The sequence below is a fragment of the Gordonia sp. AC31 genome, from assembly GCF_031844505.1.
GTDB lineage: Bacteria > Actinomycetota > Actinomycetes > Mycobacteriales > Mycobacteriaceae > Gordonia > Gordonia hongkongensis.
The window spans coordinates 65,482-91,805 of sequence record NZ_JAUZVK010000011.1 but is presented as its reverse complement, the minus strand read 5'-3'; the positions used below and the strand labels follow the sequence as shown (position 1 = coordinate 91,805).

General features: G+C 68.2%; 23 protein-coding genes. 8 read left to right on the top strand and 15 right to left on the bottom strand.

The features are described 5' to 3' along the window. From Q9R39_RS14680 to Q9R39_RS14665, 4 genes are all read left to right on the top strand, one after another. A complete protein-coding gene (locus Q9R39_RS14680) occupies window positions 1-1,116 on the top strand; it encodes a ferredoxin reductase (protein ID WP_078113330.1) in 1,116 nt (371 codons plus the stop codon). 82 nt (window positions 1,117-1,198) lie between these two features. Beyond that, on the top strand, window positions 1,199-2,341 hold the full coding sequence (locus Q9R39_RS14675; protein WP_139363036.1) for a GNAT family N-acetyltransferase: 1,143 nt from the start codon (window positions 1,199-1,201) through the stop codon (window positions 2,339-2,341). Between the two features lie 232 nt (window positions 2,342-2,573). Next, window positions 2,574-3,917: a fatty acid desaturase gene (locus tag Q9R39_RS14670; RefSeq protein ID WP_065631850.1), complete on the top strand. Its 1,344-nt coding sequence runs from the start codon at window positions 2,574-2,576 to the stop codon at window positions 3,915-3,917. Window positions 3,918-3,989: 72 nt separating this feature from the next. Continuing rightward, window positions 3,990-5,189: a fatty acid desaturase gene (locus tag Q9R39_RS14665; protein ID WP_269553499.1), complete on the top strand. Its 1,200-nt coding sequence runs from the start codon at window positions 3,990-3,992 to the stop codon at window positions 5,187-5,189. Between the two features lie 12 nt (window positions 5,190-5,201). Here Q9R39_RS14665 and rsgA read toward each other — a convergent pair whose 3' ends face one another. The 4 genes from rsgA to Q9R39_RS14645 form a co-directional block, all read right to left on the bottom strand. Further along, window positions 5,202-6,236 carry a ribosome small subunit-dependent GTPase A gene (gene rsgA, locus Q9R39_RS14660; RefSeq protein WP_226513803.1) on the bottom strand — a complete coding sequence of 345 codons (1,035 nt, stop codon included), beginning with the start codon at window positions 6,234-6,236 and terminating at the stop codon, window positions 5,202-5,204. 22 nt (window positions 6,237-6,258) lie between these two features. Beyond that, window positions 6,259-7,560 (bottom strand): 3-phosphoshikimate 1-carboxyvinyltransferase, encoded by a 1,302-nt coding sequence (aroA, locus tag Q9R39_RS14655; RefSeq protein WP_311277681.1) that lies wholly within the window; start codon window positions 7,558-7,560, stop codon window positions 6,259-6,261. 72 nt (window positions 7,561-7,632) lie between these two features. Continuing rightward, on the bottom strand, window positions 7,633-8,016 hold the full coding sequence (locus Q9R39_RS14650; protein WP_058251932.1) for a VOC family protein: 384 nt from the start codon (window positions 8,014-8,016) through the stop codon (window positions 7,633-7,635). Next, entirely contained in the window at window positions 8,017-8,250 is a 234-nt protein-coding gene (locus Q9R39_RS14645; protein WP_058251931.1) for a hypothetical protein, read from the bottom strand. A 156-nt stretch (window positions 8,251-8,406) separates the two neighbouring features. Between Q9R39_RS14645 and Q9R39_RS14640 the strand changes: the two genes are divergently transcribed. Next, a complete protein-coding gene (locus Q9R39_RS14640) occupies window positions 8,407-8,784 on the top strand; it encodes a cupin domain-containing protein (RefSeq protein ID WP_058251930.1) in 378 nt (125 codons plus the stop codon). Window positions 8,785-8,812: 28 nt separating this feature from the next. On the opposite strand, the gene Q9R39_RS14635 is transcribed toward Q9R39_RS14640, so the two are convergent. Further along, window positions 8,813-10,522, bottom strand: a complete 1,710-nt coding sequence (locus tag Q9R39_RS14635) for a nucleobase:cation symporter-2 family protein (RefSeq protein ID WP_311277680.1) — start codon at window positions 10,520-10,522, stop codon at window positions 8,813-8,815. A gap of 79 nt (window positions 10,523-10,601) precedes the next feature. On the opposite strand from Q9R39_RS14635, the gene Q9R39_RS14630 reads away from it, so the two are divergent. Next, on the top strand, window positions 10,602-11,117 hold the full coding sequence (locus Q9R39_RS14630) for an NUDIX domain-containing protein (protein WP_065631856.1): 516 nt from the start codon (window positions 10,602-10,604) through the stop codon (window positions 11,115-11,117). Here Q9R39_RS14630 and Q9R39_RS14625 read toward each other — a convergent pair. The 4 genes from Q9R39_RS14625 to Q9R39_RS14610 all read right to left on the bottom strand — a co-directional run bounded on the left by Q9R39_RS14625 (window position 11,048) and on the right by Q9R39_RS14610 (window position 14,641). Further along, window positions 11,048-11,713, bottom strand: a complete 666-nt coding sequence (locus Q9R39_RS14625) for a TetR/AcrR family transcriptional regulator (protein ID WP_068970092.1) — start codon at window positions 11,711-11,713, stop codon at window positions 11,048-11,050. The two genes, Q9R39_RS14630 and Q9R39_RS14625, sit on opposite strands and share 70 nt — an antisense overlap. Before the next feature lie 41 nt (window positions 11,714-11,754). Then, complete coding sequence (locus tag Q9R39_RS14620; RefSeq protein WP_311277679.1) at window positions 11,755-13,587, bottom strand: FAD-dependent oxidoreductase; 1,833 nt, start codon at window positions 13,585-13,587, stop codon at window positions 11,755-11,757. A gap of 149 nt (window positions 13,588-13,736) precedes the next feature. Then, window positions 13,737-14,168, bottom strand: a complete 432-nt coding sequence (locus Q9R39_RS14615; RefSeq protein ID WP_205333213.1) for a chromate resistance protein ChrB domain-containing protein — start codon at window positions 14,166-14,168, stop codon at window positions 13,737-13,739. Continuing rightward, window positions 14,165-14,641 carry a Chromate resistance protein ChrB gene (locus Q9R39_RS14610; protein ID WP_068970084.1) on the bottom strand — a complete coding sequence of 159 codons (477 nt, stop codon included), beginning with the start codon at window positions 14,639-14,641 and terminating at the stop codon, window positions 14,165-14,167. The genes Q9R39_RS14615 and Q9R39_RS14610 overlap by 4 nt, the downstream gene beginning before the upstream one ends. A gap of 172 nt (window positions 14,642-14,813) precedes the next feature. Between Q9R39_RS14610 and chrA the strand changes: the two genes are divergently transcribed. Next, entirely contained in the window at window positions 14,814-16,268 is a 1,455-nt protein-coding gene (gene chrA, locus Q9R39_RS14605; RefSeq protein ID WP_068970085.1) for a chromate efflux transporter, read from the top strand. A 25-nt stretch (window positions 16,269-16,293) separates the two neighbouring features. On the opposite strand, the gene Q9R39_RS14600 is transcribed toward chrA, so the two are convergent. The 6 genes from Q9R39_RS14600 to Q9R39_RS14575 all read right to left on the bottom strand — a co-directional run bounded on the left by Q9R39_RS14600 (window position 16,294) and on the right by Q9R39_RS14575 (window position 23,833). Further along, a complete protein-coding gene (locus tag Q9R39_RS14600) occupies window positions 16,294-17,802 on the bottom strand; it encodes a PH domain-containing protein (protein ID WP_311277678.1) in 1,509 nt (502 codons plus the stop codon). Then, window positions 17,789-18,307, bottom strand: a complete 519-nt coding sequence (locus tag Q9R39_RS14595) for a PH domain-containing protein (protein WP_159371296.1) — start codon at window positions 18,305-18,307, stop codon at window positions 17,789-17,791. Before Q9R39_RS14595 ends, Q9R39_RS14600 begins: the two co-directional genes overlap by 14 nt. Window positions 18,308-18,337: 30 nt before the next feature. Further along, complete coding sequence (locus Q9R39_RS14590) at window positions 18,338-19,099, bottom strand: SDR family NAD(P)-dependent oxidoreductase (RefSeq protein WP_065631863.1); 762 nt, start codon at window positions 19,097-19,099, stop codon at window positions 18,338-18,340. A 65-nt stretch (window positions 19,100-19,164) separates the two neighbouring features. After that, window positions 19,165-21,024, bottom strand: a complete 1,860-nt coding sequence (locus Q9R39_RS14585) for an acyl-CoA dehydrogenase (protein ID WP_311277677.1) — start codon at window positions 21,022-21,024, stop codon at window positions 19,165-19,167. Window positions 21,025-21,227: 203 nt separating this feature from the next. Then, entirely contained in the window at window positions 21,228-22,418 is a 1,191-nt protein-coding gene (locus Q9R39_RS14580; RefSeq protein WP_058251920.1) for a helix-turn-helix transcriptional regulator, read from the bottom strand. A 32-nt stretch (window positions 22,419-22,450) separates the two neighbouring features. After that, window positions 22,451-23,833: an FAD-binding oxidoreductase gene (locus Q9R39_RS14575; protein ID WP_226513794.1), complete on the bottom strand. Its 1,383-nt coding sequence runs from the start codon at window positions 23,831-23,833 to the stop codon at window positions 22,451-22,453. Window positions 23,834-24,533: 700 nt separating this feature from the next. Here Q9R39_RS14575 and Q9R39_RS14570 point away from each other — a divergent pair. Further along, window positions 24,534-25,793: a DUF222 domain-containing protein gene (locus Q9R39_RS14570; RefSeq protein WP_311277676.1), complete on the top strand. Its 1,260-nt coding sequence runs from the start codon at window positions 24,534-24,536 to the stop codon at window positions 25,791-25,793. Window positions 25,794-26,324: the final 531 nt, after the last annotated feature.

The following is a 26,324-nucleotide window of genomic DNA, read 5'->3' as shown; positions in this document are numbered from 1 at the left end:
ATGGGTTTGCTCGAGAGGTTCGAGGAACCGGTTTCCGGCGTCGCGGCCCGCAGCCGCGGCTCGCAGTGGGCCCGCGCCGCGCTCACCCGGATCACGACGCCACTCCTGCCCGACGACTATCTCCACCTGGCGAATCCGTTGTGGTCGGCCCGCGAGCTGCGGGGCAAGGTCGTCTCGGTGACCAAGGAGACCGAGGACACCGCGACGATCCGCATCCGGCCCGGTTGGGGCTTCTCGTTCGACTACGCCCCGGGTCAGTACATCGGCATCGGCGTCCTGATGGAGGGCCGCTGGGCGTGGCGTTCCTATTCGCTGACCTCGACCCCCGACTCGTCGGCGAACGACAAGACGATCTCGATCACGGTCAAGGCGATGCCCGAGGGCTTCCTGTCCAGTCACCTGGTCAACGGTCTCCGGCCCGGCACGGTCGTCCGGCTCGCCGCACCGCGCGGGGAGTTCGTGCTGCCGGACCCGTTGCCGGCGAAGATTCTCTTCGTGACCGCCGGAAGCGGACTCACGCCCATCATCTCGATGCTGCGCACCGCACGACACCGCGACCAGCGCACCGACATCGCACTCGTGCACTCGACGCCCACGCCGGCCAATCTGCTCTTCGCCGACGAACTCCGGGACCTGGCGGACAGCGGCGTCGTCGACCTGCATGTGCAGTACACGCGAACCGACGGGCAGATCACTCCCGACGTGCTGCCGTCCCTCTGCGCCGACTGGCGCGAACGTCAGACCTGGGCGTGCGGACCCGCCGGGTTCCTCGACGGCCTGCAGCGCCTCTATGCGGAGGCGCACCTGACCGAGCAGTTGCACATCGAGCGGTTCGCCCTCGAACGCGGCGTCGTCGGGGCACAGGGCGGTACGGTCACGTTCTCCCGGTCCGGGAAATCGGCGGTCGTCGACGGCGCGACCACGCTGCTCGAGGCGGGGGAGGCCGCGGGCGCGATGATGCCGTTCGGATGCCGGATGGGGATCTGCCAGAGCTGCGTGGTCATGCTCGACAAGGGATGCGTGCGCGACCTGCGCTCGGGCGTCGAACACGTCGAGGGCGAACGTATCCAGACCTGTGTTTCCGCTGCGGCGGGAGACTGCACCCTCGCCGTCTGAGCAGCGTCTTCGTCTCGTGTGGCTCGCGCCCATCGGTGAGCCGGTAGGGTGAACGACGTGCGTGGCGAGAGGAATCTGTTCTGTGGAAACGCCGGCGAAGGCACCAGTGACCGCTGAGGCCCCGGCCCCCAGCGATATCCCCGTCCTGAGTGACGGAGGCGTCACCCTGCGGCCGCATGAGCCCCACGACCTCGACCGGATGGTCGAACTCGCGGCGGATCCGGCCATGATGCGATGGACCCCGATCCCGGCACCGTACAGTCGTGCGGCAGCCGAGCGCTTCGCCCTCGACTATGCGCCGCGCAGCTGGGCGAAGGGCACCCGGATGTTGTGGGCCGTCGAATTCGACGGCCGGTTCGTCGGCACCGTCGACATCGAGGGCGAGGGACCGCTCACCCGACTCAGCTACGACCTGCACCCCGACGCCCGCGGGTGGGGCGTGATGAAGCGCGCCGTCCTGCTGGCCGTCAACTACGCATTCTCCGAAGCGGACAAAGAGGTCGTCCGATGGACGACCGTCGCCGGCAACATCGACGCGCTGCGGGTGGCCCACTCCTGCGGTTTCCGTCTCGACGCCGCGGTTCCCAACGGCATCGAGGTCCGCGGTCACATCCGCGACGCCTGGGTCGGATCGCTGCACGCAGGCGATCCTCAGCATCCCAAGACCGATTGGCGGACAGACGTTTTCGAGACCGAGCGGTTCCGCCTGCGGCCGCTCGCGGAGACCGACGACCCGCGCATCCGGGAGACGCTCGACGACCCGGTGTCGCGCAAGTACCTGTTCGCGCGCCCCGATCCGCTGGAACTCGAACACGCTGCGGCCGAACGCCTCCGCAAGTGGTGGACGGCCGCGCAGGGCACGACATGCACCTGGGCGGTGGCGGATCGCGAGACCGACGACTACCTGGGCGACATCACCCTGCTGCACATCGACGAGGTCACCGGCGCCGAGGCGGGTTTCTACACGCACCCCGAGGCCCGCGGCAAAGGCGTTCTGGGCGAAGCATTTCCGGCTGCGGTCCGGTACGCCTTCGACAAGCTGGGGTTCCGCCGCCTCACCCTCTTCGCCGCCGACAGCAACGAGGGCAGCAAGAAGCTCGCCCGCATCGCCGGCTTCCGCGAGTTCGGCACACAGAAACTCGCCGCCCGGTCCGACGGCGTCTTCGAGGACCTCGTGGGATTCGAGCTGTTCCGCGACGACTACGAGGCCGACCGCAAGGACTGACTGGTCCCGCCCCGTCGACCATCCACTGTCTCGCGTCGATTGTGCAGCTTCCTCGCCGGCACGGAACCCGTTCCGTTGATCGGTTGAGTCCCGGTTCGTCACACTCACTGGACACGACGCCGTCGCCAACCTACGCTTGCGTAAGTTACGGAAACGTAGGCGTAGGCAGTGGTCGACACGCGCACCTCGAAGTCGCGCCATCGACCGACCACCGGCGAAGGGAACCACACGTATGGCGATCTCTGACATCCCCGAATACGCGCACCTGACCGAGTCCGACGTGGCCGCATTGGGAGCCGAACTCGACGCGATCCGCGCCGACATCGAAGCCGACCGTGGTGAGCGGGATGCGCGGTACCTGCGCAACACGATCCGGTTCCAGCGCGGGCTGGAGGTCACCGGCCGCGCCCTGCTGTTCGGTTCGACTCGGAAGTCGGCCTGGTGGGCGGGTGCGTGCGCCCTCGGCGTCGCGAAGATCGTCGAGAACATGGAGCTCGGGCACAACGTGATGCACGGGCAGTGGGACTGGATGAACGACCCGGAGGTGCACAGCACCACCTGGGAGTGGGACAACACCGACCCGTCGGCGCACTGGAAGCACACCCACAACTACATCCATCACAAGTACACGAACGTGCTGGGCATGGACGACGATGTGGGCTACGGACTGCTGCGCGTCACGCGCGATCAGCGGTGGCGTCCGTTCAACTACGGAAATCTCGTCTACAACACGATTCTCGCGCTCGCCTTCCAATACGGGGTCGCCGTGCAGCATCTCGAGCTGGGCAAGAAGCGCAAGACCCCGGAGGCCCAGGAAGAGTTCCGGCGCAATCGCAACGAGGTCCTGTCGAAGATCGGCAAGCAGGTCGCCAAGGACTACCTCGCGTACCCGGCGCTGGTCAGTGCCGCCACCGGGCACAAGGTCGGGTACGGCCGCGCGTACGCCAAGGCTGCGACCGCGACCGCGCTCGGCAACGTCATCCGCAACGTGTGGAGCAACGCAGTCATCTTCTGCGGTCACTTCCCGGACGGCGCGGAGAAGTTCACCAAGCAGGACATCGACAACGAGACGCAGGCGGAGTGGTACCTGCGCCAGATGCTCGGCAGCGCCAACTTCGACGCCGGATTCCCGCTGGCCTTCATGAGCGGGAATCTGTCGTACCAGATCGAGCACCACATCTTCCCCGATCTCCCCAGCAACCGGTACGCCGAGATCGCGGTACGTGTGCGCGCGCTCTGCGACAAGTACGACCTCCCGTACACCTCGGGTCCGTTCCCGGTGCAGTACGCGAAGGCGTGGCGGACCATCGCCAAGCTCTCGTTGCCGGACAAGTACCTGTCGGCGACCGCGGACGACGCACCCGAGACCGCTTCCGAACGCCGCTTCAAGCAGGGCCTGCCGGAAGGTGCGCGTCTGCAGGCGACGATCGACGAGACGACCGGCGCGCGCCGGGGACTCCGCTCGGCCATTGCGTCGCTCCGCTCCCGGCGGCGAGACCAGGGTTCGCTCCGCTCGCTTCGTTCCCGAATCGGTGTCGATACGTCGGCCGCCCGCTCCGACGAGCAGGCCGCCTGATCGGCGCAGGTCAGACGGCCGGCACACATCGAGACCAAGGCAGTGGCCCCGACAGGGGCATAATGAGGCGCAATGGCAATCACTGATATCAACGAGTACGCGCACCTGACCGACGCCGACGTGGAAGCACTCGGTGCCGAGCTCGACGCGCTCCGCCGTGAGATCGAGGCGGACCGCGGCATGCGCGACGTCCGGTATCTGCGGCGCACCATCTTGGCGCACCGTGCTCTCGAGGTCGCGGGCCGCGCGGCTCTCATGGGCAGCCGTTCCCGGCCGCTCTGGCTGCTGGGCACCGGAGCGCTCGCGCTGTCGAAGATCATCGAGAACATGGAGCTCGGGCACAATGTGATGCACGGGCAGTGGGACTGGATGAACGACCCGGAGGTCCACTCGACCACCTGGGAGTGGGACATGGTGTGCGCGGCGCCGCACTGGAAGCACTCCCACAACTACATCCATCACAAGTACACCAACGTCCTCGACATGGACCACGACGTCGGTTACAAGACGTTGCGGGTCACGCGGGACGAACCGTGGAAGCCCAAGCAGCTCCTCCAGCCGGTCACCAACATCCTGCTCGCGGCGCTGTTCGAGTGGGGCATCGGTTTGCACGACCTCGACATCAAGGACGCGATCTCGGGGAAGAAGCCCAAAGAGGTCGCGATCCCGCAGCTGAAGGTGTTCGCGCGCAAGGTCGGCAAGCAGTTGGCCAAGGACTATGTCCTGTTCCCCGCGCTGTCGGGACCGAATTTCAAGCACACGCTGACCGCGAACCTCAGTGCCAATCTGATCCGCAACGTGTGGGCCTACGTCGTCATCTTCTGTGGTCATTTCCCGGACGGCGCGGAGAAGTTCACCGCGGAGTCGCTCGAGAACGAGACGCAGGGCCAGTGGTACCTGCGCCAGATGCTCGGTACGGCGAACTTCGACGCCGGGCCCGCGATGGCCTTCTTCAGCGGGAATCTCTGCTACCAGATCGAACACCATCTGTACCCGGACCTGCCGAGCAACCGGTACGCGGAGATCGCGGTGCGGGTGCGCGCGCTGTGCGACAAGTACGATCTGCCCTACACCACGGGATCGATTGTGCTGCAGTATCTTCAGACGCTGCGCACGATCAACAAGCTGGCCCTGCCCGACTCGTTTCTGCGCGACACCGCCGATGATGCCCCGGAAACCGCGTCGGAGCGGCGTTTCGCCGGGATGACCCCCCGCGCCGCCGGCCTCAAGACCGCGATCCGCGAGCTGCGCGCCCGGCGTCGCCGGCGGTAGCACGCCACTCGGTCACTCCGCTGTCCGTGGCTCCTCGGACGCGTCGCCCTCACCGCCGCTGACCGCCACCAGGAGGTGGCGCACGGCCATCGCGCGACGATACGAGTGACCGGTCAGCTCGTCGAGCTTGCATTCTGGATCGGCCGGTGGACCCAGATGTGTACATCCGCGGGGACATTCCTCGATGGCGGCGTGCAGATCGTCGAAGGCGGCGACGATGTCGTCGGGTCCGACGTGCGCGAGTCCGAACGATCGGATGCCGGGGGTGTCGATGACCCAGCCACGCGGGCCGGCGTCGTCGGGCAGGGCCAATGCCACCGACTGGGTGGACGTGTGCCGGCCCTTGCCCACTCCCGACACCACTCCGGTCGCCCGATATGCGTCCGGGACGAGACGATTGACCAGAGTGGACTTGCCCACCCCGGAGTGGCCGATGAACGCGGTGATCCGACCGCGCAACGTCGACAGGATCTCGTCGAGCGGGTCGTCGCGGCCCGCGCACACCACCGGCAGGTCGAGATCGGCAAAGGCCGCGGTGAATTCGGCGGGATCGGCGAGATCCGATTTCGTCAGGCACAGAATGGGGGACAGGCCGCCCACATAGGCCGCGGCCAGTGCGCGTTCGACGAATCCGGTGCGCGGCGGCGGATCCGCCATGGCGGTCACGATGAGGAGCGCATCGGCATTCGCCACGACGATCCGCTCGTAGGGATCGGAGTCATCGGCGGTGCGGCGCAACACCGTTCGACGATCGGCCACCCGGACGATGCGCGCCAGCGTGTCGGGCCGGCCGGACAGGTCGCCCACCACCGACACGTCGTCGCCGACGACGATCGGGGTGCGACCCAGTTCGCGGGCGCGCATCGCGACGACGCGCCGATCCGGGTCGCCGTCGAGCACCACGCCCCAGCGACCGCGATCGACCGAGACCACCATGCCCTGCTCGGCGTCGTCGTGCGACGGTCGCGTCTTGGTGCGCGGTCGGGTGCCCTTCCCGGGACGGACCCGGACGTCGGATTCGTCGTAGCTCGCCGCGCGGCGACTCAACGGCGCGCCTGTCCTCGAGAGCTCATGCGCGCCCCAGCATCTGCTGCCACATCCCCGGGAAGTCCGGCAGCGTCTTGCTCGTCGTCTCGATGTCGGCGACCACCACACCGGGTGTCACCAGGCCGACAATGGCTCCGGCGGTGGCCATCCGGTGGTCGGCGTAGGACTCCCAGGTACCCCCGCGTAACGGGGAACCGGCGGTGCCGGTGATGCGCAGTCCGTCGCCGGTTTCGGCGCATGTCCCACCCAGGCGGGTGATCTCGGTGGTGAGCGCGGCGAGCCGGTCGGTCTCGTGGCCGCGGAGATGGGCGATTCCGGACAGCACCGACTCCCCGTCGGCGAGCGCGCACAGCGCGGCGATGGTGGGGGTGAGTTCACCGATGTCGCGGAGGTCGAGGTCGACGGCCTTGAGTACCGCGGGTCCGCGAACCGACAGCGTGCCGTCGAGATGCTCGACGGCACAACCCATCGCGGCGAGGACGTCCGCGATCCGTGCACCGGGCTGGGTGGTCACGGCGGGCCAGTACGGCACCCGCACGGTACCGCCGGTGACGGCTGCCGCGGCGAGGAACGCGGCCGCATTCGACAGGTCGGGCTCGACCGTCCAGTCGACGGCCGCGATCGGTCCCGGGGCAACGCGCCAGACATTCGGTTCGGAGGTGTCGACGACGACGCCGGCCGTCGCCAGCATCTCCACGGTCATGTCGATGTGCGGGGTCGACGGGACGGCCGCGCCGACATGCCGGACCACGACGCCGGCGTCGAAACGCGCCGCCGAGAGCAGGAGCCCCGATACGAACTGCGATGACCCGGATGCGTCGATGGTGACCTCGCCGCCGGGCACGGTGCCGGTGGCGTCGATGCTGAACGGCAATCGATCGCCGTCGACGGCGACACCCAGCCCGCGCAACGCGTCGAGGATGGTGGTCTGCGGCCGTTCGCGCGCGTGGGGATCGCCGTCGAAGACCACGCGCCCGGTGGCCAGGGCCGCGGTCGGCGGCAGGAACCGCATCACGGTCCCGGCGAGGCCGCAGTCGATCACGGCACCCCGCAGGGGTCCGGGCACGATCGAGACCGTGGTCTCGCTCGCGGGGTCGATGCGGATCTCGGCGCCCAGGGCCTCGAGCGCGGCGAGCATCAGGTTCGTGTCGCGGCTCCGGAGGGTTCCACGGACGGTCGACGGCCCGTCGGCGAGGGCGGCGAGGACGAGAGCGCGGTTGGTGATCGACTTGGAACCCGGCAACTCCACGGTTGCATCCAGGCCGCCTCCGGCGGGGGCATCGCGGCCGCCTTCGGTGATCGTCGGCGCGTTCCAGGAACTCATGGCGTCCAGTCTGTCATGGGGTGCTCACGTTCCCCGGCGCCGATGGGCCGTCCACGGCGATGGGATCCCGATCTATCGCGTGTCCTTGCGCAGCGGGTGATCGGCGGGGATCTGGACGACGATCAGGGTCCGGCCGTCGGGATCGGTCGCGTGCATCTCGATGAGACCCCACGGCTCGGTGCGCGGCTCGCGGGTCACGGGAACGCCACGGTCGCGGAACTCGTCGGCGACGGCCTCGGCATCCCGGACCTGAAGCCAGAGAACCGAATCGCTGGACGGGGCCGGCTCGTCGGTCTTCATGTGCGACGAGATCTCGATGAGCCCGTTGCCGGCGAAGAACACGACACCACCCGGATACTCGCGGTGGACCGGCAGACCGAGCCGCTCGCGGTAGAACGACTGCAGGCGTTCGGGATCGGCCGAGAGCAGGAGCACCCGGCTGGCCAGGACCTCCATCTACTGCCCCTCGGTGGTGCCGGCGGAGCCGCCCAGGGCGTGTCCGCGGTTGAGGTCGCTCCCGTGGCTCGCGGCCTCGTACGCGGCCCGTTCGCGGGCCAGCCGTTCCGTCTCGCCGATGGGCGTCGAATCGCCGAACGCGAACGCGGAGCCGTGCGGCCACTCGTGCGGGAGGTCGGGGTCGACGATGCGCCCGTCGTCGTCGATCGGCTCGGGATCAGAACTGGGGGACATGGGTTCCACGATAGGCCGAACCGGGCGCGGTGCGCGGGATTCGGGAGCGGCCCGACCGTTGCGCGATCGTGCGGTCGTCGCAGTACAAACGCAAGGTCGGCGGCCTACCGTTGTCGTCGGGGTCGGGCGTTTCGTACGCGACCACCGGGAGGGATCATGACCAGCATCGAGCACCGGACCGAGCACCGAGACTTCGCCGAACCCGACGAGGTACGCACCTTCGGGCACGGGCAGGTGGAGCTACTCACCGTTGGGACGTCGGACATCGGCCGGCTGACCCTGGAACCGGGCTGGCGATGGTCGGTCGACGTCAAACCGATCGCCGGTACCGAACTGTGCGAGGCACCGCACTTCCAGTACCACGTGTCCGGGGTCATCCACGTCGTGATGGCCGACGGCACCGAGTTCGACGCTGGGCCGGGATCGATCACGTCCCTGCCCTCCGGGCACGACGCCTGGGTGGTCGGCGACGAACCCGTGGTCCTCGTGGACTTCTACGGTGCCAGCAACTACGCCAAACAGCAGGCCGGGTGACGACCGACCACGGTCCGAACCGAACCCGTCACGAACCGCGCCGCGAGAACCCGCCCGAGGTGTAACCGTCCCAGGTGTCGAAGAGCCGCAACACCTTCGGGTCGCCGAGGCTCTTGATGTGATCGGCCAGGTCCTTGGGCGTGGCCGGATTGGTGACGATGAACGGGTGCAGCGACGAGTCGTGGTCGGCCAGATAGCGGAGCGTGTCGGCCGGGGTGTCGGGGTCGGCGGCCGCCAACGCGTCACGCGGGTCGAAGGCGGCGGCGCGGACGCCGTCGGCGCCGGAGAGGTCGGTTGAACCGTCGGGTGCACCGACCACCGCGATGTCGCCGGTGTTGTGGTAGTCGACCGGATCGGCGGAGACGCTGCGCGTGTTCAGCAGGAGGTTCAACACGATCGCGGTGAGCGCACCCGCGGAGATCCCCGAATGGAAGATGGTCTGGAACCAGTCGGGGAACTGGGAGTAGAGATCCAGGACCACGTTGACCGGCGCCTCGCCGAGCTCGCGGTCGGTGTAGTAGATCTTGGCCTCGGTCAGCATGGCGACACCGACCGAGATCGCGACGACCAGGATGTTGGTGTTGTTCAGCTTCGCCTTCGCGAGCGTCCGGATGCCGCTGGCCGCGACCATGCCGAACAGGGCGACGCCGGCGCCGCCGAGTACCGGCAGCGGTATGCCCTCGACGACGGCAGCCATCTTGGGCAGCAGGCCGAGAACGACCAGGATCACGCCGGCGCAGGTCGCGACGTGTCGCGTCTTGACCCCGGTGATCGCGACGAGGCCGACGTTCTGCGCGAAGGCCGTGTAGGGGAACGTGTTGAACACGCCGCCGAGTGCGGTGCCCAGGCCGTCGGCGCGCATCCCGTCGGCCAGCTTGCGCGGGGTGATCTTCTGGTCGACGATCTCGCCGACGGCGACGATGTCGCCGGTGGTCTCGGTCATGATCACGACGCCGACGATGATCATCGCGATGATGGCGCTGACCTCGAAGGTGGGTGCGCCGAACTGGAACGGCTGCGGGATGCCGACCCACGGGTACTCGCCGACCTGATCCCAGTGCGTCATGCCGAACGGGATCGCGATCAGGGTGCCGACCGCCAGGCCGAGCAGGATCGACACCCGGCGGATCGCCGCGGGGGCGAATCGTTCGATGCCGATGATGACGGCCAGGGTGAGGAATCCGAAGGCGATGTTCTTCGGGTCGCCGAAGTCGGGGCCCGCGGCGGTGCCGCCGCCGAACCAGCCGGCCGCCACCCGCATCAGGGACACCCCGATGATGAGGATGATCGTCCCGGTGACCAGCGGCGGGAAGAAGCGGATCAGTCTCCCGACGATCGGTGCGACGGCGATCATGAACAACCCGCACGCGATGACCGACCCGTAGATGGTGGTGATGCCGTACGAGGTCCCGATGGTGATCATCGGGCCGACCGCGGCGAAGGTGACGCCCTGCATCAGCGGGAGTCGGACCCCGAACCGCCAGAACCCCACGGCCTGCAAGATCGTCGCAATGCCCGCCACGAACAGGTCCGCCATGATCAGGTGGACGATGTCACCCTGCTCCAGTTGGCCGGCGCCGACCATCGCGCCGCCGACGATGAGGGGTACCGCGACGGCCCCGGCGTACATGGCCAGGACGTGCTGGAGGCCGAGCGGGAACAGCTTGATGAACGGCGGGATCTCGTCCACCGGATGTGCGGCGGACCTTCCGTTCTTGACGACATCGAGAACCGACATGGTCAGTGTTCTACGGTTCGCACGTTTCCGTGAAGGCGCGAGCGTGTATCCGCGACGTTTCCGCCAAGATATATCCGTGATGGCCACCGCCTCCCGCCGCAGCGCGGGAATCCTGCTCTATCGCCGGACGACGTCGGCCGACGGTGCCGCTGCCGTCGAAGTTCTCCTCGTGTTCCCCGGGGGTCCGATCTGGGCGCGTAAACCGGACGCGGGGTCGTGGTCGGTGCCCAAGGGGCTCGTCGAACCGGGCGAGGACGAGTGGGCCGCCGCGCGACGCGAGTACGCCGAGGAGATCGGGAGCCCGGTGCCCGACGCCCCGCCGATCGAACTCGGCGAGGTCAGGTTGAAGAGCGGCAAGAGGGTGATCGGATTCGCCGTGGAAGGCGACCTCGACGTCGTGTCGGTCGTCAGCAACACGTTCGAGCTGATGTGGCCACCGCGGTCGGGACGGATGCAGGCGTTCCCCGAGATCGACCGCGCCGAATGGTGTTCCGTCGATCTCGCGCGGACCCGGCTCAACCCCGCTCAGGTTCCGTTCGTCGACCGTCTGCTCGAGGCGCTGGGGTCCGCGGACCCGGCGTCACCGAGGAGGTAGGTGCGCGTCAGGTCTCGCCACAGCGGGAGATGCGGGTCGGTCAGCGGGTCGCGCCGGTCGATGAGGTAGGTGGTCGCCGCGCCGCGCATGCTCGTCAGGAGCAGCGGGTAGAGGGCGGCGTAGCGCGGCGACGCGGTCAACTCGGGACCGAGGAACCCGGCGACCGCGCGCCGGACGGTCTGGCCGATCTCGCGTTCGGTGGGGAGCAATGCCGTCCGCAGATTGGCATTCGTCCGCGCCGCGACCCACAACTCCATCGACGCGACGAAGTACGGCTGGTGGAACGTCGACCACCCGACGTCGGTGGCCAGCGCGATGCGCTGGACCGGATCGGCCGGCCATTCGACGTGGCTGGGCAGTTCGGCGATGCGGGTGCGGGCGAGGTGTCCGACGGCCGCCATCAGCAGGACGTCCCGCGACGGGTAGTGGTGCAACAACCGGCCCCGGCTCACGCCCGCCTCGTTCTGGATGGCGACCGTGCTCGCGGCGGCGTATCCGCGATCGACGAGGACTCGGATCGCGGCATCGAGGATGCGGGTCTGCGTGACCCCGCTGCGTTGCTGCCGCGCGCGCGGGGCGCCGGGAGAGGTGGTCACACGAGGATCGTAGTTCGGCACGGCGCGGATGACCCGCGGCCTCACACGTCGAGGATGTGCGGGAGGCCCGCGCGGTAACGATCGCGGTCGATCTGTTTCAGCGGCTCGAGCATCGGCAGTTCCCAGAGCGGGAAGACGGTCGCCGCGCGGGCGGGGCTGTCGGCCGCGGCGATGATCGCGTTGGTCACCCGGCGGCCGGATTCGTTGGCGCCCTCCATCGTCGCGAGATCGATGTTGCTCCGGACGTGGTCGCCGCCGATGAACAGATTCGGAATCGACGTGTAGGCGCTCGGCCGGTTCTTGTACGAGCCGGCGGTGTTGACCATGAGCGGTGTGGCGTTGGCGATGGACGGCGACCAGGTGATCCCGGGGTCGAGGGACCAGGTGACGATCTCCTCCGAACGCAGGAGCTTCCGGGCCCCCGAGTTCATCGCTCGGCTCATCTGGGCCCACACTTCCCGCGCGATCTCTTGCCGGGTGCACTGTTTGGCGGGTTTGCCGTAGCGGATGCCTGGCTTCTCCCACTCCGAGATGTCAATGGACAGACAATCTTTCACTCGCCCGTCACCGTAGGTGCGCGCGAAGTCGACGTTCCAGGGGCGGGCCTGGAACAGGCCGGTCAGAGCCCAGGGGGTACCCAGCGCGGCGATGTGGCTCGGCGGCATGTCGGCGCGCCGGGACAGGAAGTACTGGATGCCGACCATCCAGTCGTCCTTGAGAGCGTGGATACCGGCCAGCGACGGGTCGGCCGTGACCAACTCGGGCGACAACAACGGACGGAGGCGATCGATGGGCATCGCGGCGACATACCAATCGGCATCGACCGGGGCGCCGGAGGTGAGTTGCGCTCCACTGATCCGGCCGCGCGTCAGATTCAGTCGCGCCAGGCCGGTCCCCATCTCGAAGCGGACGCCGCGACCGCGGAGGTGGGCCACCCACGGGTCGATCCACGCATGATTGGTGGGGCGGTTGAGGATCCGGTCGACGCCGCCGTGTACGAGCCCGGCGTCGTATCCGCTGATCAATCCGGTCGCCGAGGTGGCCAGTGCCAGTCCGATCTGGCCGATCGTCCGTGCCGACGCGGTGTCGGGTTTGGCGGCCACAAGCGCTCGCGTGAGGGCGCCCACGAGATATCGCTGATACGCCCGTGACTTGCCCTTGGACTTCACGAACTGCATCCAGGACTGGTTCTCCCACTGGCCGATTCGACGTTCGGTGCAACTGGTCGCGATGATCAGCTCGCGGGTGACGAAGAACGCGAGTTCGGGAGGCGGCACATCGACGACGAACTTGAGTCCGGTCATGAACGCGTTGCGCAGGTTGTCCAGCGTCACGATCTCGTTCGCGTGTTGGACGAAACCCATGATCGATGCCGGGGCGGTGGTCGGGGCATACCCGGCGTCGTCGAAGGCGACGACCGCCGACTCGACGTCGATGAGGTGACGGTCACGAACGTTGCTGTTGCCGACGGGGATTCGCTCCATGGTGTCCGGCACGTGCTGGTAGCAACCCGGGAAGAACCGGAAACCGTGCTCGCCGGGGAGAGCGAGGCGACCACCCCGCGTGGTGCCGGGGACATCCTGGCTGTAGGCCTTGCCGCCGAGGCGCGACGGCTCGTAGACCGTGACCCCGAAGCCGCGCTCGACGAGTTCATGCGCCGCGGACAAGCCGGCCATCCCGCCGCCGAAGATCGCGACGTCGCGGCCGCGACCGGCACCGGAGCGGGGCACCGCCCGCGCCGAGGGGACCGTGACGCCCGGTAGGGCCACTGCGGTACCCGCCAGGACTGCGGCGGCAGCCGATCCGCGCAGCATGGACCGACGCGGAAAGCTGTTCGGCGAGTTGCTTTTCGAAGTGAAAGTGGCGTCCGACATCCCCATGACCCCTTTGTCGACGACTGTTCGCGACGGTAAAGAACAGTCAGCGTTGACTTATCTGCTGTGATGTCTACCACAGCGTCAAAGTGGGTCGGACGGTTTTGGCGAATCGTCTCACGGGGTGCTCCCACGCGCCCTGCGGCTGACTACGACGGTTCGCGGCCGGTGAGGGTGCGTTGGCGAAAGTACTCGTGCAAACCGTCGAAAACGGCATCCGAGACCGACAGCGTGTGTTCGTCGTCGCCGATGAGGGAGAGGCCGCGCAACACGACATCGAGGCCCGGCGCTTCCGGAGCGTCGTAGCGGTCGTCTTCGATGTCGCCTTCGTGGATGATCTCTGCGATCGCCCACAGGACCGGGTCGGTGAGTTCGTACCGTTTCAGGATCGTCTCGAACGTGCAGTCGCCGTCATGATGGCCCAGTTCGACCCCGCGCATGTCGAACGGCGTTGCGTCCGAGGGGATTTCGTCTGCGCTGGTGACGAAGACGAACTCGGCGGCGGGATCGACGTACCGGCGGATCAGCCACGCGCACGCCGCCCGGTCGATGTGCACGCCGGCCCGGGTCGCCCACCTCACGACGGCCTCGCCGGTTCGGTCTCGAGGAGTCGGTCGGCCAGTGTGCGAAGTGCTTGTCGGGCGGTCTCGCGCGACTCGGTCGGAAAATGATCCCGTCGGGTGACCTCACGGAACCTGCGACGCAGGACGCCGAGCTGTTTCGCGGGGTCGGCATGGTCTTCCGCCTGCTGCGCCTCGACGACTATCTCCGCATACTCGGCTCCGCGGGCCAGCTGGAGTTCGGCGCGGATGCGTTCGAATTCGGCCGGGTTGGTGGGCGCGGCCGACCAGACCTCGCCGGATCCGCCTGCGCTGACCGCATCCTCGGCCACCCACTCGAGCTGTTCGCGGGTGCGGGCGCTCGCGGGAAGCAGTACCACCCCATCGGTCAACTGATAGGCGCCGTACTTCCGGAGTTTGCGCCAGATCGCGATCCGCGGCGTCGACGGCTCTCGGGGAACCCGATACACGAGCATCACCCAGTCTTCGGACACTCCAGCACCTCCTCGGCATGCCATCCGATCATGTACCAGCGGTCGATGTCGTGGCCCGCCGCTCACTGCGCGTTCAACTCTGGACAATCTGATTGTAACCGTGGTTGCATCTGCTGGGAGCCGCACGATCGCGGCGTCGTGGGCACGTTGGTGCGTGGTGGAAGGGGTGCGAGTGGCGATGTCGGAGAGATCCGGTCGACCCGGGAGTTCGGATGCGTCGAGACGTGCGGACGGTCCGCCGGAGGCCGAAGGGTCGGCGGCCGTCGAGTCGGGTGACCACGTCGACCCGACCGCGGGGGTCTCGCTGCGGACCGCGACCCGTGCGTGGTTCCTGATCTCGCTGCAGACCTTCGGGGGTCCCGCGGGTCAGATAGCGGTGATGCAGCGAGCACTGGTCGACGACCGGCGCTGGATCGGCCAGCGCCGGTTTCTCCACGCCCTCAACTACTGCATGCTGCTGCCCGGGCCCGAAGCCCAGCAATTGGCCATCTACGTGGGTTGGCTGCTCAACGGAACCGCCGGTGGGCTGATCGCGGGCATCCTGTTCGTCCTGCCCGGGGTGATCGCGATACTCGGGCTGTCGGCGATCTACGTCGCCTTCGGCGCGACGACCATCGTGGCGGCCCTGTTCGCCGGCATCGGCCCCGCGGTGCTCGCCATCGTCGCCCAGGCGGTCACGCGGGTGAGCAAACGGGCGCTCACCGGGCCGGTGCAGATCGCGATCGCGGTCGCTGCGTTCATCGCCCTGGCGGTCTTCGCTGTCCCATTCCCGATAGTCATCGCTGTGGCCGGCGTCCTGGGCTGGCTGACCGGCCGCCGTGTCGTCGCTGCCCAGAAGGAGGTCGCCGACGACGGGCCCGCGCCGATCATCGCCGACGACGCGATCCACACGGCATCCCCGAGCTGGCGTCGCGCCGGGTTGGTGCTCGGTGTCGGTGCGCTGGCCTGGATCATCCCGATGGGCATCGTCGTGGCGACCACGGGGACGGGCAGTGTGTTCACCCAGCAGGGCACGTTCTTCACGTGGACCGCCCTCATCACCTTCGGCGGCGCCTACGCCGTCCTGGCCTACATCGCCCAGCAGGCGGTCGAGGTCTACGGCTGGGTCACGCCGGGTGAGATGGTGCGCGGACTCGGACTCGCCGAGACGACCCCCGGCCCTCTCATCATGGTCGTCCAGTTCGTCGCGTTCCTCGGCGCCTATCGCGATCCGGGCGGTCTCGACCCCTGGGTCGCGGCGACCATCGGCGCACTCCTGACCACCTGGGTCACGTTCGTGCCGAGTTTCGTGTTCATCTTCCTCGGCGCGCCGTTCATCGAGAAGCTCCGCAACAACCGGCATCTGACGTCCGCGCTGAACGGCGTCACCGCCGCGGTGGTCGGCGTGATCGCCAATCTCGCACTGTATTTCGCACTGCACACGCTGTTCCGGGACACCACGGTCGTCACCGCCGGGCCGTTGCACCTCGCGGTCCCGCATCTCGACACCCTGCGTCCGTTGGCCGTGGTGATCACCGTGATCGCCTTCGTCCTGATCTATCCGCTCAAGCAGTCGGTGCTCCGGACCCTCGGCATCTGCGCGGTGCTCGGCCTGCTCGCCGCCGCCGTCGGCCTGCCCCTGACCTGAACGACCCTGACCTGAACGGGTGTCGTCAGGGCACGAGGAACGGGCGGATCCAGTCGGGCGAGACATCACGGGCGACGCCGGCCGCGGTCTCCTCGTCGACGTCGACGAGAGGGTAGTGCTCGGCGCCCGCCGCGGTGGCGAGAATGAGTGTGGTGACGCCCGCCCGGCGCTGGAAGAGCGACGTACGGCTGGCCCAGCCGATCACACCGTCCCGGTCGACGACGACGCGTTGCCGCGCGACGCTCGGCGGTGCGATGACCACCGAACGAGAGGTCAGCCGATGCCCGAGGTGCCGGGCGCGGACGACACCGAGCGCCGTCGAGCCGAGAACGGCGACGACCCCCACCGCCAGCCATGGCGCCGGCAGGGCGCGCGTGAGTACCGCGACGCCGATGGCGATGAACACCACTGCGCCGGACAGGAATCCGCGGTTGATCCGACGCCGCCCGGCGGTGACGCCGTGTCCGACGAGCGGCGTGGTGAGCTCGGTGCGTTCGTCGGTGACCAGACCGGCGACGCGCATCGCCTCGTCGATCGGTGCCGGTGGGAGCAGTAGCGGGTGCTTGGTGCTGCCGGTGGCGATCGCCTGCAGGCGAGCGCCTTTGAGTGGGCGCATGAGGACCGGCTCGGTGAGGTGACTGCCGCGGATGCGCCGTTCGTCGAAGCTGATCGCGTTGGTGGTCAGCAGTCCGCGTTCGGTGCGCAGGGTCCCGTCGGGGGAGCGGAGGAGCCGGAAGTTCCAGTAGTTCAGGACGTACCCCAGGACGGACAGGATTCCGCCGACGACGATCACGAGCAGACAGGCACCCAGCACGACGAGTCCGATCGCGGTCTCGCGGATGGAGTCGACGGCATCGCGCGCGAATCCGATCCCCTCCGCGAATACCCCGGCGTCGTTGGCGATCTGCGCGGCGAGGCCGGCGGCGCCCGCGGCCAGTGCGAGCCCGGCGACGGAGAAGGGGGAGTAGCGCAGCCACGAGGTCTGGAACCGCGCCAGGACCGTGGGGTCCTCGGCCGCCACCGGGGCGGTCGGGTCGTCGGGGTCTGTGCCGGCGGGCGCCGACGGTCCCCGCAGGGTGCGCGTGGCCATCAGATTGTCGTGCATCGCCCGCGCCTCGTCGACGGTGAGTGCGGTGAGGACGACCGCCGACGACTCGTCGTCCCCTCCGGTGCCGATCTTGACCTTCTGCAGTTTCAGCACGCGGTGAACAGGGGACGCGGTGAGGTCGACGCTGCGGATGCGGTCCCGGCGCGCGGTCGCGACCTTACGTGTGACGAGCCCGCTGCGCACCCGGACGTGCTCATCGGTGACCTGGTAGCGCGTGGTCAGCCAGGGCACCACCGTCACGAAGGGCACGATGACCGCGGTGGCGATCAGGGTGAACAACGGCGCGCCCGAGCCGGCGAAGACCAGCGCGATCACGACCGGGATCAGTGAGGGCAGGAGCTCGACGGGTTTGACGGCCATCATCCACGGCGACAACCGGTGCCAGTCCTCCGGCCCGTCGACGGCGAACGGCTCAGGTCGCGTCATCGGTGAAAGCCTGTGTGCGAATGGTCAGATCGGCGGCGGTAGTCCGTGCGACCTCCGCGTCGAGACCGGCGATGTGGATCGTCCCGGCCGACGACGCCGTGGTCACGGTGAGGGTCGCCAGCCCGAGGAACTGTTCGATCGGCCCGGCCTCGGTGTCGACCACCTGGATCCGGGCGATCGGGATGATCACGCGGTGCCGGACGAACCAGCCCGATTGCGAGTACACCGCGTCGTCGCTGACCTCCCAGCGGTGAAAGCGGTAGCGCCACTGCGGGACAATCGCGACCCAGGCGACGGTCACGACGACCACCGCGACAGCGGCGAGCACCGCGATCCATCGCGTCTGGTCGACGACGACGGCCACCAGGACGGCGGCGACCACGCCCAGGACCCCGAGAACGAGCGGGCCGATGCGCCACAGGGTCTTGGCGCGTGGATCGACACTGTTGACCGGGTCACGCAGGGTCGGGTGCACCGGCACGGTCGGATCAGATGAGGGCTCCATTGCCGTCAGTCTAGGGGTGGGTTCCCCGCCCTAGGTGACGGTGATGCCGCCGTCGACGGGCAGCGTCTGGCCGGTGACGTATCCGGCTGCGGCCGAGGACAACCAGATCGCGGTGGCGGCGAGCTCCTCGCCGTGTCCGGTCCGGCCGAGGAGTACCCGGGGCATCTGGGAGTCGAGATATCCCGGTTGGTAGGTGTCGGTCATCTCGCTCTCGAAGAACCCAGGGGCGATGGCGTTGACGCGAATGCCCTTGCGCGCGCCCCATTGCTGGGCCAGGTCGCGAGTGAGGCCGATGACGCCGGCCTTGCTCGCGGCGTACGCCGCCTGCGGCAGCCCGGCGGTGGTGATGCCGAGGATCGACGAGATGTTGATGATCGAGCTACCCGGTTGCATCACCCGCCCGCAGGCCTGGGCCATCCAGTAGGAGCCGTTCAGGTTGACGTCGATGACGCCGCGGAACTGCTCGGGGGTCTCGCGGGTCGCCGGGTACGCGGTCCCGACGCCGGCGTTGTTGATGAGCACGTCGACCTTGCCGAAGGTCTCCATCGCGGCGTCGACGACCCGTTGACACTGCTCGGGGTCGGCGACATCGGCGGGGACCACCAGCGCCTTGCGGCCCAGTTCCTCGACGGCGGCAGCGGTGTCGGCGAGCTTCTCCGCCCGTCGCGCGGCGAGTACGACATCCGCGCCGGCTTCGGCGAAACCGCGGGCGAACGAGACCCCCAGCCCGGACGAGGCGCCGGTCACGATGACCACCTTGCCGGTGGTGTCGAACAGATCCATCACGGACATCGTTGTCTCCCTTGAGTACTCAGCACGGTGACCGACGCGGGGCGCCGGTCGAGTCGGAATCGGCGTCAGAACCAGGACGGTTCGACGTCGAGGGTGGTGCGGTCGAGTGCGGTCAGCAGATCGAGCTGTGGGCCGGTCTTGGGTAGTTCATACCGGAAGAAATACTGTGCCGCAGCGCGTTTGCCGTCGTAGAAGTCACCGGTCCGGCCGTCGGCGGCGAGGAGTTGTTCGAGCCAGATCCAGGCGATCACGATGTGGCCGGCCGTCTCCAGGTAGATCGTGGCGTTGGCCAGCGACAGCTTCGGGTCGCCCGCCGACCAGATGTGCGCGGTCACCTTCACCAGCCGGTCCACCACCGCGTGCAGCGTGTCGGCAAGGGTGTCGAGTCCGTCGACAGTCCGTGCGCGGGCGACGGTGGCCTCGATCGTCTCGGCCAGCGCGGCGAGACCGGCCCCGCCCTGCATGATCACCTTGCGCCCGAGCAGGTCCAGGCCGTGGATGCCGTGGGCGCCTTCGTGGATCGGGTTGAGCCGGTTGTCCCGGTAGTACTGCTCGACGTCGAATTCGCGGGTGTAACCGTATCCGCCGTGGACCTGGATCGCGAGGCTGTTCGCCTCGAGACACCACTGGGAGGGCCAGCTCTTCGCGATCGGGGTGAGTACCTCGAGCAACAGGTTCAGCCGGTCGCGTTCGGCGGGGTCGGTCGTGGTGGCCGCCTCGTCGACGAGGGTGCTGCAATACAACCCGAACGCGAGAGCGCCTTCGACGTAGGACTTCTGGGCGAGCAGCATGCGACGCACGTCGGCGTGTTCGATGATCGGGACCGGTTTGGTCGACGGGTCCTTGTGGTCGACGGGTCGGCCCTGCGTGCGCACCTTCGCGTAGTCGAGCGAGGCCCGGTACCCGGCGTAACCCAGTGCGGTGGCGAGGAATCCGACGCCGATGCGCGCCTCGTTCATCATGTGGAACATGTAGGACAGGCCGCGGTGTTCGTCGCCGACGAGGTAGCCGACAGCGCCGGGAGCGGAGCGAGCGGGCTGATCGTCCACAGCGCCGGGAGCGGAGCGGGCGGGCTGATCGTCCACAGCGCCGGGAGCCGTCTGGGTGGAGTCGACGGGGAAGGTGCCATCGCCGAAGTTGAGCAGGGTGTTGGTGGTGGCGCGGTTGCCCATCTTGTGGTTGAGGCCGACGAGCGCGACGTCGTTGCGTGTTCCGTCGGCGAGGTATTTGGGCACGATGAACAGCGAGATGCCCTTGACGCCGGGGCCGCCGCCGGGGATCTTCGCCAGGACGAGATGGACGATGTTCTCGGTGAGTTCGTGGTCTCCGCCCGAGATCCACATCTTGGTGCCGGTGATGCGGTAGGTGCCGTCGCCGGCGGGTTCGGCCTTGGTGGTGATGTCGGCCAGCGACGAGCCGGCCTGTGGCTCGGACAGACACATCGTGCCGGAGAAGCGGCCTTCGACGAGGGGGCGGACCCAGGTGTCGCGCTGCTCGGGGGTGGCGTACTCGGCCAGCAGGTTCGCGTTGCCGACGGTGAGGAAGTTGTACGACGACATCGCGGCGTTGGCGGCCTGGAACCATACGGCGGAGGCCTGGCGGATGACGGTGGGCAGCTGCATGCCGCCGAGTTCGTCGTCGAAGGAGGCCGAGATGAGACCGGCCTTGCGGTACTCGGTGAGGCCGGCGACGATCTCGTCGGGCAGGACGACCTTGCCGTCGTCACCGATGTAGGGCTCGTTGGCGTCGCCGATCTTGTTGGCGGGTGCGAAGCACTTCATCGCGATGTCGGCGCTGAGTTCGAGCACGGCGTCGAAGGTCTCCCGCGAGTGTGCCGAGAAGCGCTCCCGCGAGGTCAGCGACTCGACATCGAGCCATTCGTAGAGCAGGAACTCGAGGTCCCGCCGGGACATGGGTGTGGTCATCGCACTTCCTCGTCGTTCAGGTGGGCGGACGCTGGTACGCGGATGTGTCCGTCGCCCGTCCATCATGCCCCGGCACGCCGCGCCCGCGTGCGAGACCCCGGCCCGTTCGTCACACGGTGCGGCAGGGCGTACGTCTCACTATGAGACGACGACGAACCCGCCCGGTGCGATGCGCGCACTGGGCGGGTACGGGGGAGGAGCTGCTAGAGCTCGGTGTCGGGGGTGGCGAACGACCCGGACGGAAGCAGCGGATCGTTGAGACGCTGGGCGTACTGGTCGAAGTAGATTCGCGCGATCAGCTCGCGCCGGCTGCGGACGCCGGCCTTGTCGAAGATCGATTTGAGGTGGTCCTGCACGGTGTAGGCGGAAACGTGCAGGGCGGTGGCGATGTCCTTGGTGGCCACGCTCTGCAGCACCATCTGGGTGACGTCGCGTTCACGGGCCGTGAGCCCGAAAGCCTCGACGACCAGCGGGATGATCTCGGGCGGGCGGGCCTCCTCGATGGTCACCACGACCTCGCCGACCCGGCCGTCGGCCGACGACAGCGGCGACGCGTGGATGACGAGCCACATGCCCGACGCCCCGCGCACCCGGAGGCGCGGCGGGACGGAGGACTCACCCGAGCCGTAACGGCGTGCGGCTCCGATCAGGCCGTAGATCGGGTTCATCACCGCCGCGCCGTTCGGACCGGACGCGAGGTCGGCGATGCGCTCCTGGCTGCCTGCGCTCATCTGCACGATCTCGTTGCTGCGGTCGATGATCAGCACCGCCGGACCGTGGCCGGTCGGCGGTGGCGGACTCGGCGCGTCGACGGCGGCCGGGGCGGCGGCACTCGCCCCGCCGGCGACCACACTGCTCAGCAACCCCACGCGGACGCCGTAGGCGAGAGTGCGTGACAACGAACCCAGGAAGTCGATCTCGTCGGCGTCGAAGGGCCGGCACCCGGCCCCGCTGCGGAACATCGCGATCCCGGCCCACGCCCGGTCCCCGTCACGCAGCACCAAGCGGGCCTCGTCGTGGAAGCAGTATTCGGGAATCATCAACTGCGACATCCGATTGGACCGTTCGGTGGCGCCCCGGTTGAGGAGGTTGAGTCCGACCGCGTCGCGTTTGGCGGCCACCATCTCGCGGTAGGCCGTCGGCTCGACCTGCCCGTATTCGAGGAGACCCCAGTCCGGGTCCCGGTGATCCTCGCCGAGCAGTGACCCGTACTTGCGGGCGCTGGTCAGCAGGACGGTGTTGGGATCGAAGGTGCCGATGCACACCGCGTCCACCGGTATCGCGCGACCCAGCGAGGCAACGGTCTCGGCGAAGAAATCGTCGAGACCGAGGCCGGCGTGGGCCACGACCTCGATGTCGCGGCGCACACGCTCGGCGGTCAGACTCGATGTCATTCGACAATTGTGGGCGTGAGCTGCGCGGATGTCTATCCCACAATAGTGGGGTCCCCCGGACGGAGGACACCGGCCGGATCGTGGCGTCGTCGGATGGTCTCCAGGCGTGTCCGCTGGTCGGTCGACCACAGCGCGTCGCGTTGGGTTGCCGTCCGCCCGGAGAAGTTGAGCAGCGCTCCACAGGAGTGGGCGGCCACCGCGTCGGTGACGGCCGCGAGATGCTCACCGACCTGTTCGCCCAGCGGGCCGGCGGGTACGCCGATGGCGAGGACGGAGAACGCGCCGTCGCGTCCCACGACGGCGTTGGGTACGCGCTGCGGCGACCGCAACCGGCCACCCAGGAGACGGACCTCGACGATGGCCAGCGGGCTCGCGACCTGCGGCCCGGCTACCGCGAGCAGCGCGTCCACAGCAGACGCCGGGAAGTCGGCGAGTACGCAGCCGCGTTCGGCACTCGGCATCGGCCCGGGCGGGTCCATGTGTACCGCGTCGAGCGCAGCGGTCGGGAGGACGTCGATGTTCTCCAGGAGGATCGGACCCGCCGACCGCATCGGTGCGAGCAACGCGGCGGCGGTGGCCGGGTCCCCGGTGTGGGTGTAGCGGACGTGCACGGCGAGCTGACCCTGCAGGGGCGGGGGCAGGTTGGGGTCCGGCGGGAGGCGGAGGATCGCCACCGAGGTCCCGGCCTCCTCGGGCAGGGAGGGCGCCCATTCGCGCCAGGCGTGCAGGACGTCGGCGGCCGCCGAGCCGGCGAAGAAGATCCCGCCGCCGTAGACCGTGGGCAGATCGAAGAGCTCGAACTCGAGTGCGGTGACGATGCCGAACCCGTCCCGTCCGCCGAGCAGTGCCCAGAACAGGTCCGAACCCGCGGATGCGTCGACCGTGCGGACGAAACCGTCGGCGGTGACGAGCTCGATCGACCGGACATGGTCGGCGGCATAACCGAACTGACGACCCAGCGGACTCAGCCCGCCGCCGAGTGTGTACCCGACGACACCCACCGACGTCGACGAGCCGACGAGCCCGGTGAGGCCGTGCGGCGCGGTCGCGGCGACCACATCGCGCCACCGCGCACCGGCTTCGACGCGCGCGGTCCTGGTCACCGGATCGACACTCACCCCCGCCATCCGGGACATGGTGACGACGACCGTGCCGCGCCCTTCGATCGGCGATCCGTGCCCGGTCGCCCGCGCACCGATCCGCATCCCGTTCGAGCGCGCATACCGCACGGCGGCGGCGACGTCGGCGGCGTTCGTCGCCCCGACGACCACGTCAGCGGCGGGTATCGCCGCGAGGTTGAAGCCGGTCAGTTCGGCGGTGTAGCCCTCGTCGGCCGGGGTCAGAACGGGACCGCTGACCGCCGAGAGCAGGGCGTCGAAGTCGGTGAAGTCGATGGGTTCGGAGGTGATGGACACGGTATTTCCTTCGTAATGATCTGCGGATGAACGGGTTCGAGCGTCGGTGCTGCGGTGGTGGGGCGCCGGACTCGGCAGCTCCATGGGACTCAGAGTGGCCGACGCCCTTTTGTTCCCGCCATCCCTCGAACGCGGGAAATGCCCGTGCCAGACTTCTGGGTTCGTGTGCGTCCCAGAAGTCTGGGGGGCGGTCAGTCGACACGACCCTCGTTCGCTGGTTGAGCCGGCACCGAGCGGAGCCGCCGGGCCGAGCAAGCGACGAAGGAGCGCGTCGAGGTCGAGGCGCCGAGTCGAAGCCACTTGGCGACCTGACCCCGCTCGTTGAGCCGGCACCGAGCGAAGCGACCCCCTGGTTGAGCCGGCGTTGAACCTCCGCTGGTTGAGCCGGCACCGAGCGGAGCGAGGCGCCGAGTCGAAGCCACTTGGTGACCCGACGCCGCTGTACAACCCCCTGCAGACCCAGCGCCCCACGCACGGCAGGTTGCGGATTCGGACCGGGGAAGCGAGTTCGCGCGGGATCTTCAGTCCACTTCAGACTCGCAAATTTCCACCCAGAATCCGTAACGGACGTGACTGAAGTTCACCACTGTCAACGATCCACACACAGTCGACGGGAGTCGACGCACAGTCGACGAAAAACGCTGCACAGTCGACAGTTTCGCGATCTCTGAGCCTGTGGAAACTCCTCGTAGTCGAACCAATGTTCCGGTACCTTGGAGTCATGCCAGAGCGCGCCACTCTCCTCGAACAACTCATCGAGACCACCCCGCCCGCCGACGACCCAACGGGCAGAGCAACATTCGACGCCCTCGACACGTGGCGACTGATCCGCAACCTTGCCGACCACCAGATCATCACCCACGCAGCACAACTCGACGAACTCGGCGTCGCGCAGAAAGCCGGCAGCACCACCAAGAAACTGCTGATCGAGTCAGGGCATGCCCCGGCCACTGCTCTTCGCACCATGCGAAGTGCCGATGCCCTGCCTACGCTGCCGGCCGTGGCGCGTCATGCCGCCGATGGGCGGTTGTCCGGCGAGATTGTCGATGCCATCGTCCGCAGCATGAACGAGATCGAGAAACGATGTGGTGGAACCCTTTCCGAGAATGAAAGCACCCGGTATGAGCTCGAACTCATCGCCCAAGCACTCTCCGGTGCAACACCGACTGAAGTACTCAAGCATGCTCACGCCATCGGCAACGCTCTCGCCGATGCTTCTGCTGCCGGAACCCCGGCGTCGGACGATGCAAGCTTGAACTCGGTGAACGCACACACCACCGACGACGGCCGTGTCGAGGTGCGCGCCGATCTCACCCAGGTGGTAGGCGAGAGGTTCCTGGCGATGATCGACGAACGGTCCTGTCCGCGGCCCGAACCCGACGGCGCCGAGGATCGTCGCACCGCCGAGCAACGCCGCGCCGACGCTTTCGAGTTGATCCTCGACCAAGCCGCGATCGGCGCGAGCATCGGTACCGTTGGAAGCCCACGCACCCAGTTGATGCTGACGATCCCCGCGACCGGAGACCTCGCAACGCTGCCGTGGACCGGATCGGTCAGCCAAGCGACCGCGAAACAGGTGTCGTGCGACGGCTCGCTGACCGAGATCATTCTAAACGGTGAGGGCGTACCGCTGCAGATGGGTCACACCCACCGGTTGTATCCGGCACACCTACGCAAAGCGATCATCGTGCGTGACGCCTGCTGCATCAAATGTGGTGCACCGCCGTCCCATACGCAGGTGCATCACATCAGACCGTGGGCCGACGGCGGACCCACCGACCTCGACAACGGCTGCCTGCTCTGCCAACGCTGCCACACCCAAGTCCACCACCACGGGTGGGACATCGTGATGGGCTTCGACCGTCACCCCTGGCTCATCCCACCCGCCACCGTCGACCCGCAGCGCCGACCGCTACCCGCCTACAACCGACGCACCATGCGACTCGACGACGCCGCCTGACCGACCCTCCGACACACTTTCGCGTAGCACCTTCTGCACCCGGACCGTACCCGGGACCGCATCCGTCCCTTGACAACTCCACAGTGCTGCCCCTCCATACTCCGTTACCGCAGCGGATCACCGTCGCGGGAACGGGGTATCGGACGAACACGCAACGCCCCCATTCGGCAGCAATCGGGCCCCCGAGCCACGCTCCGCGGAACTTTCGTGGCGTGCCCTGGCTCAGTGCGTCGTCGACCACCGATGAGGGAGCACTGCGACGGGCCGGGGCGCGGTTGAACCGCTCGACCGCGACAGTCGAGCAGCGGGCGCCCGCCACCATGGATGGGGTGAGACCGGTACGACAGATCACTCCAGCTGCCCCCGCCGATCGCCCACATCTACACCCTTGCGTTGGTCGGTGAGGTTCTCGGAGTGCAACGGACTGGAGTGCACCGGACAGGAGTGGTCGACGACGGCGTGGTCGTCGGCGGCGTTGTGAGGTAGCGATCTCCGCGTAATGTCGTTACCGGGTCGGTGCTTTCGCGATCT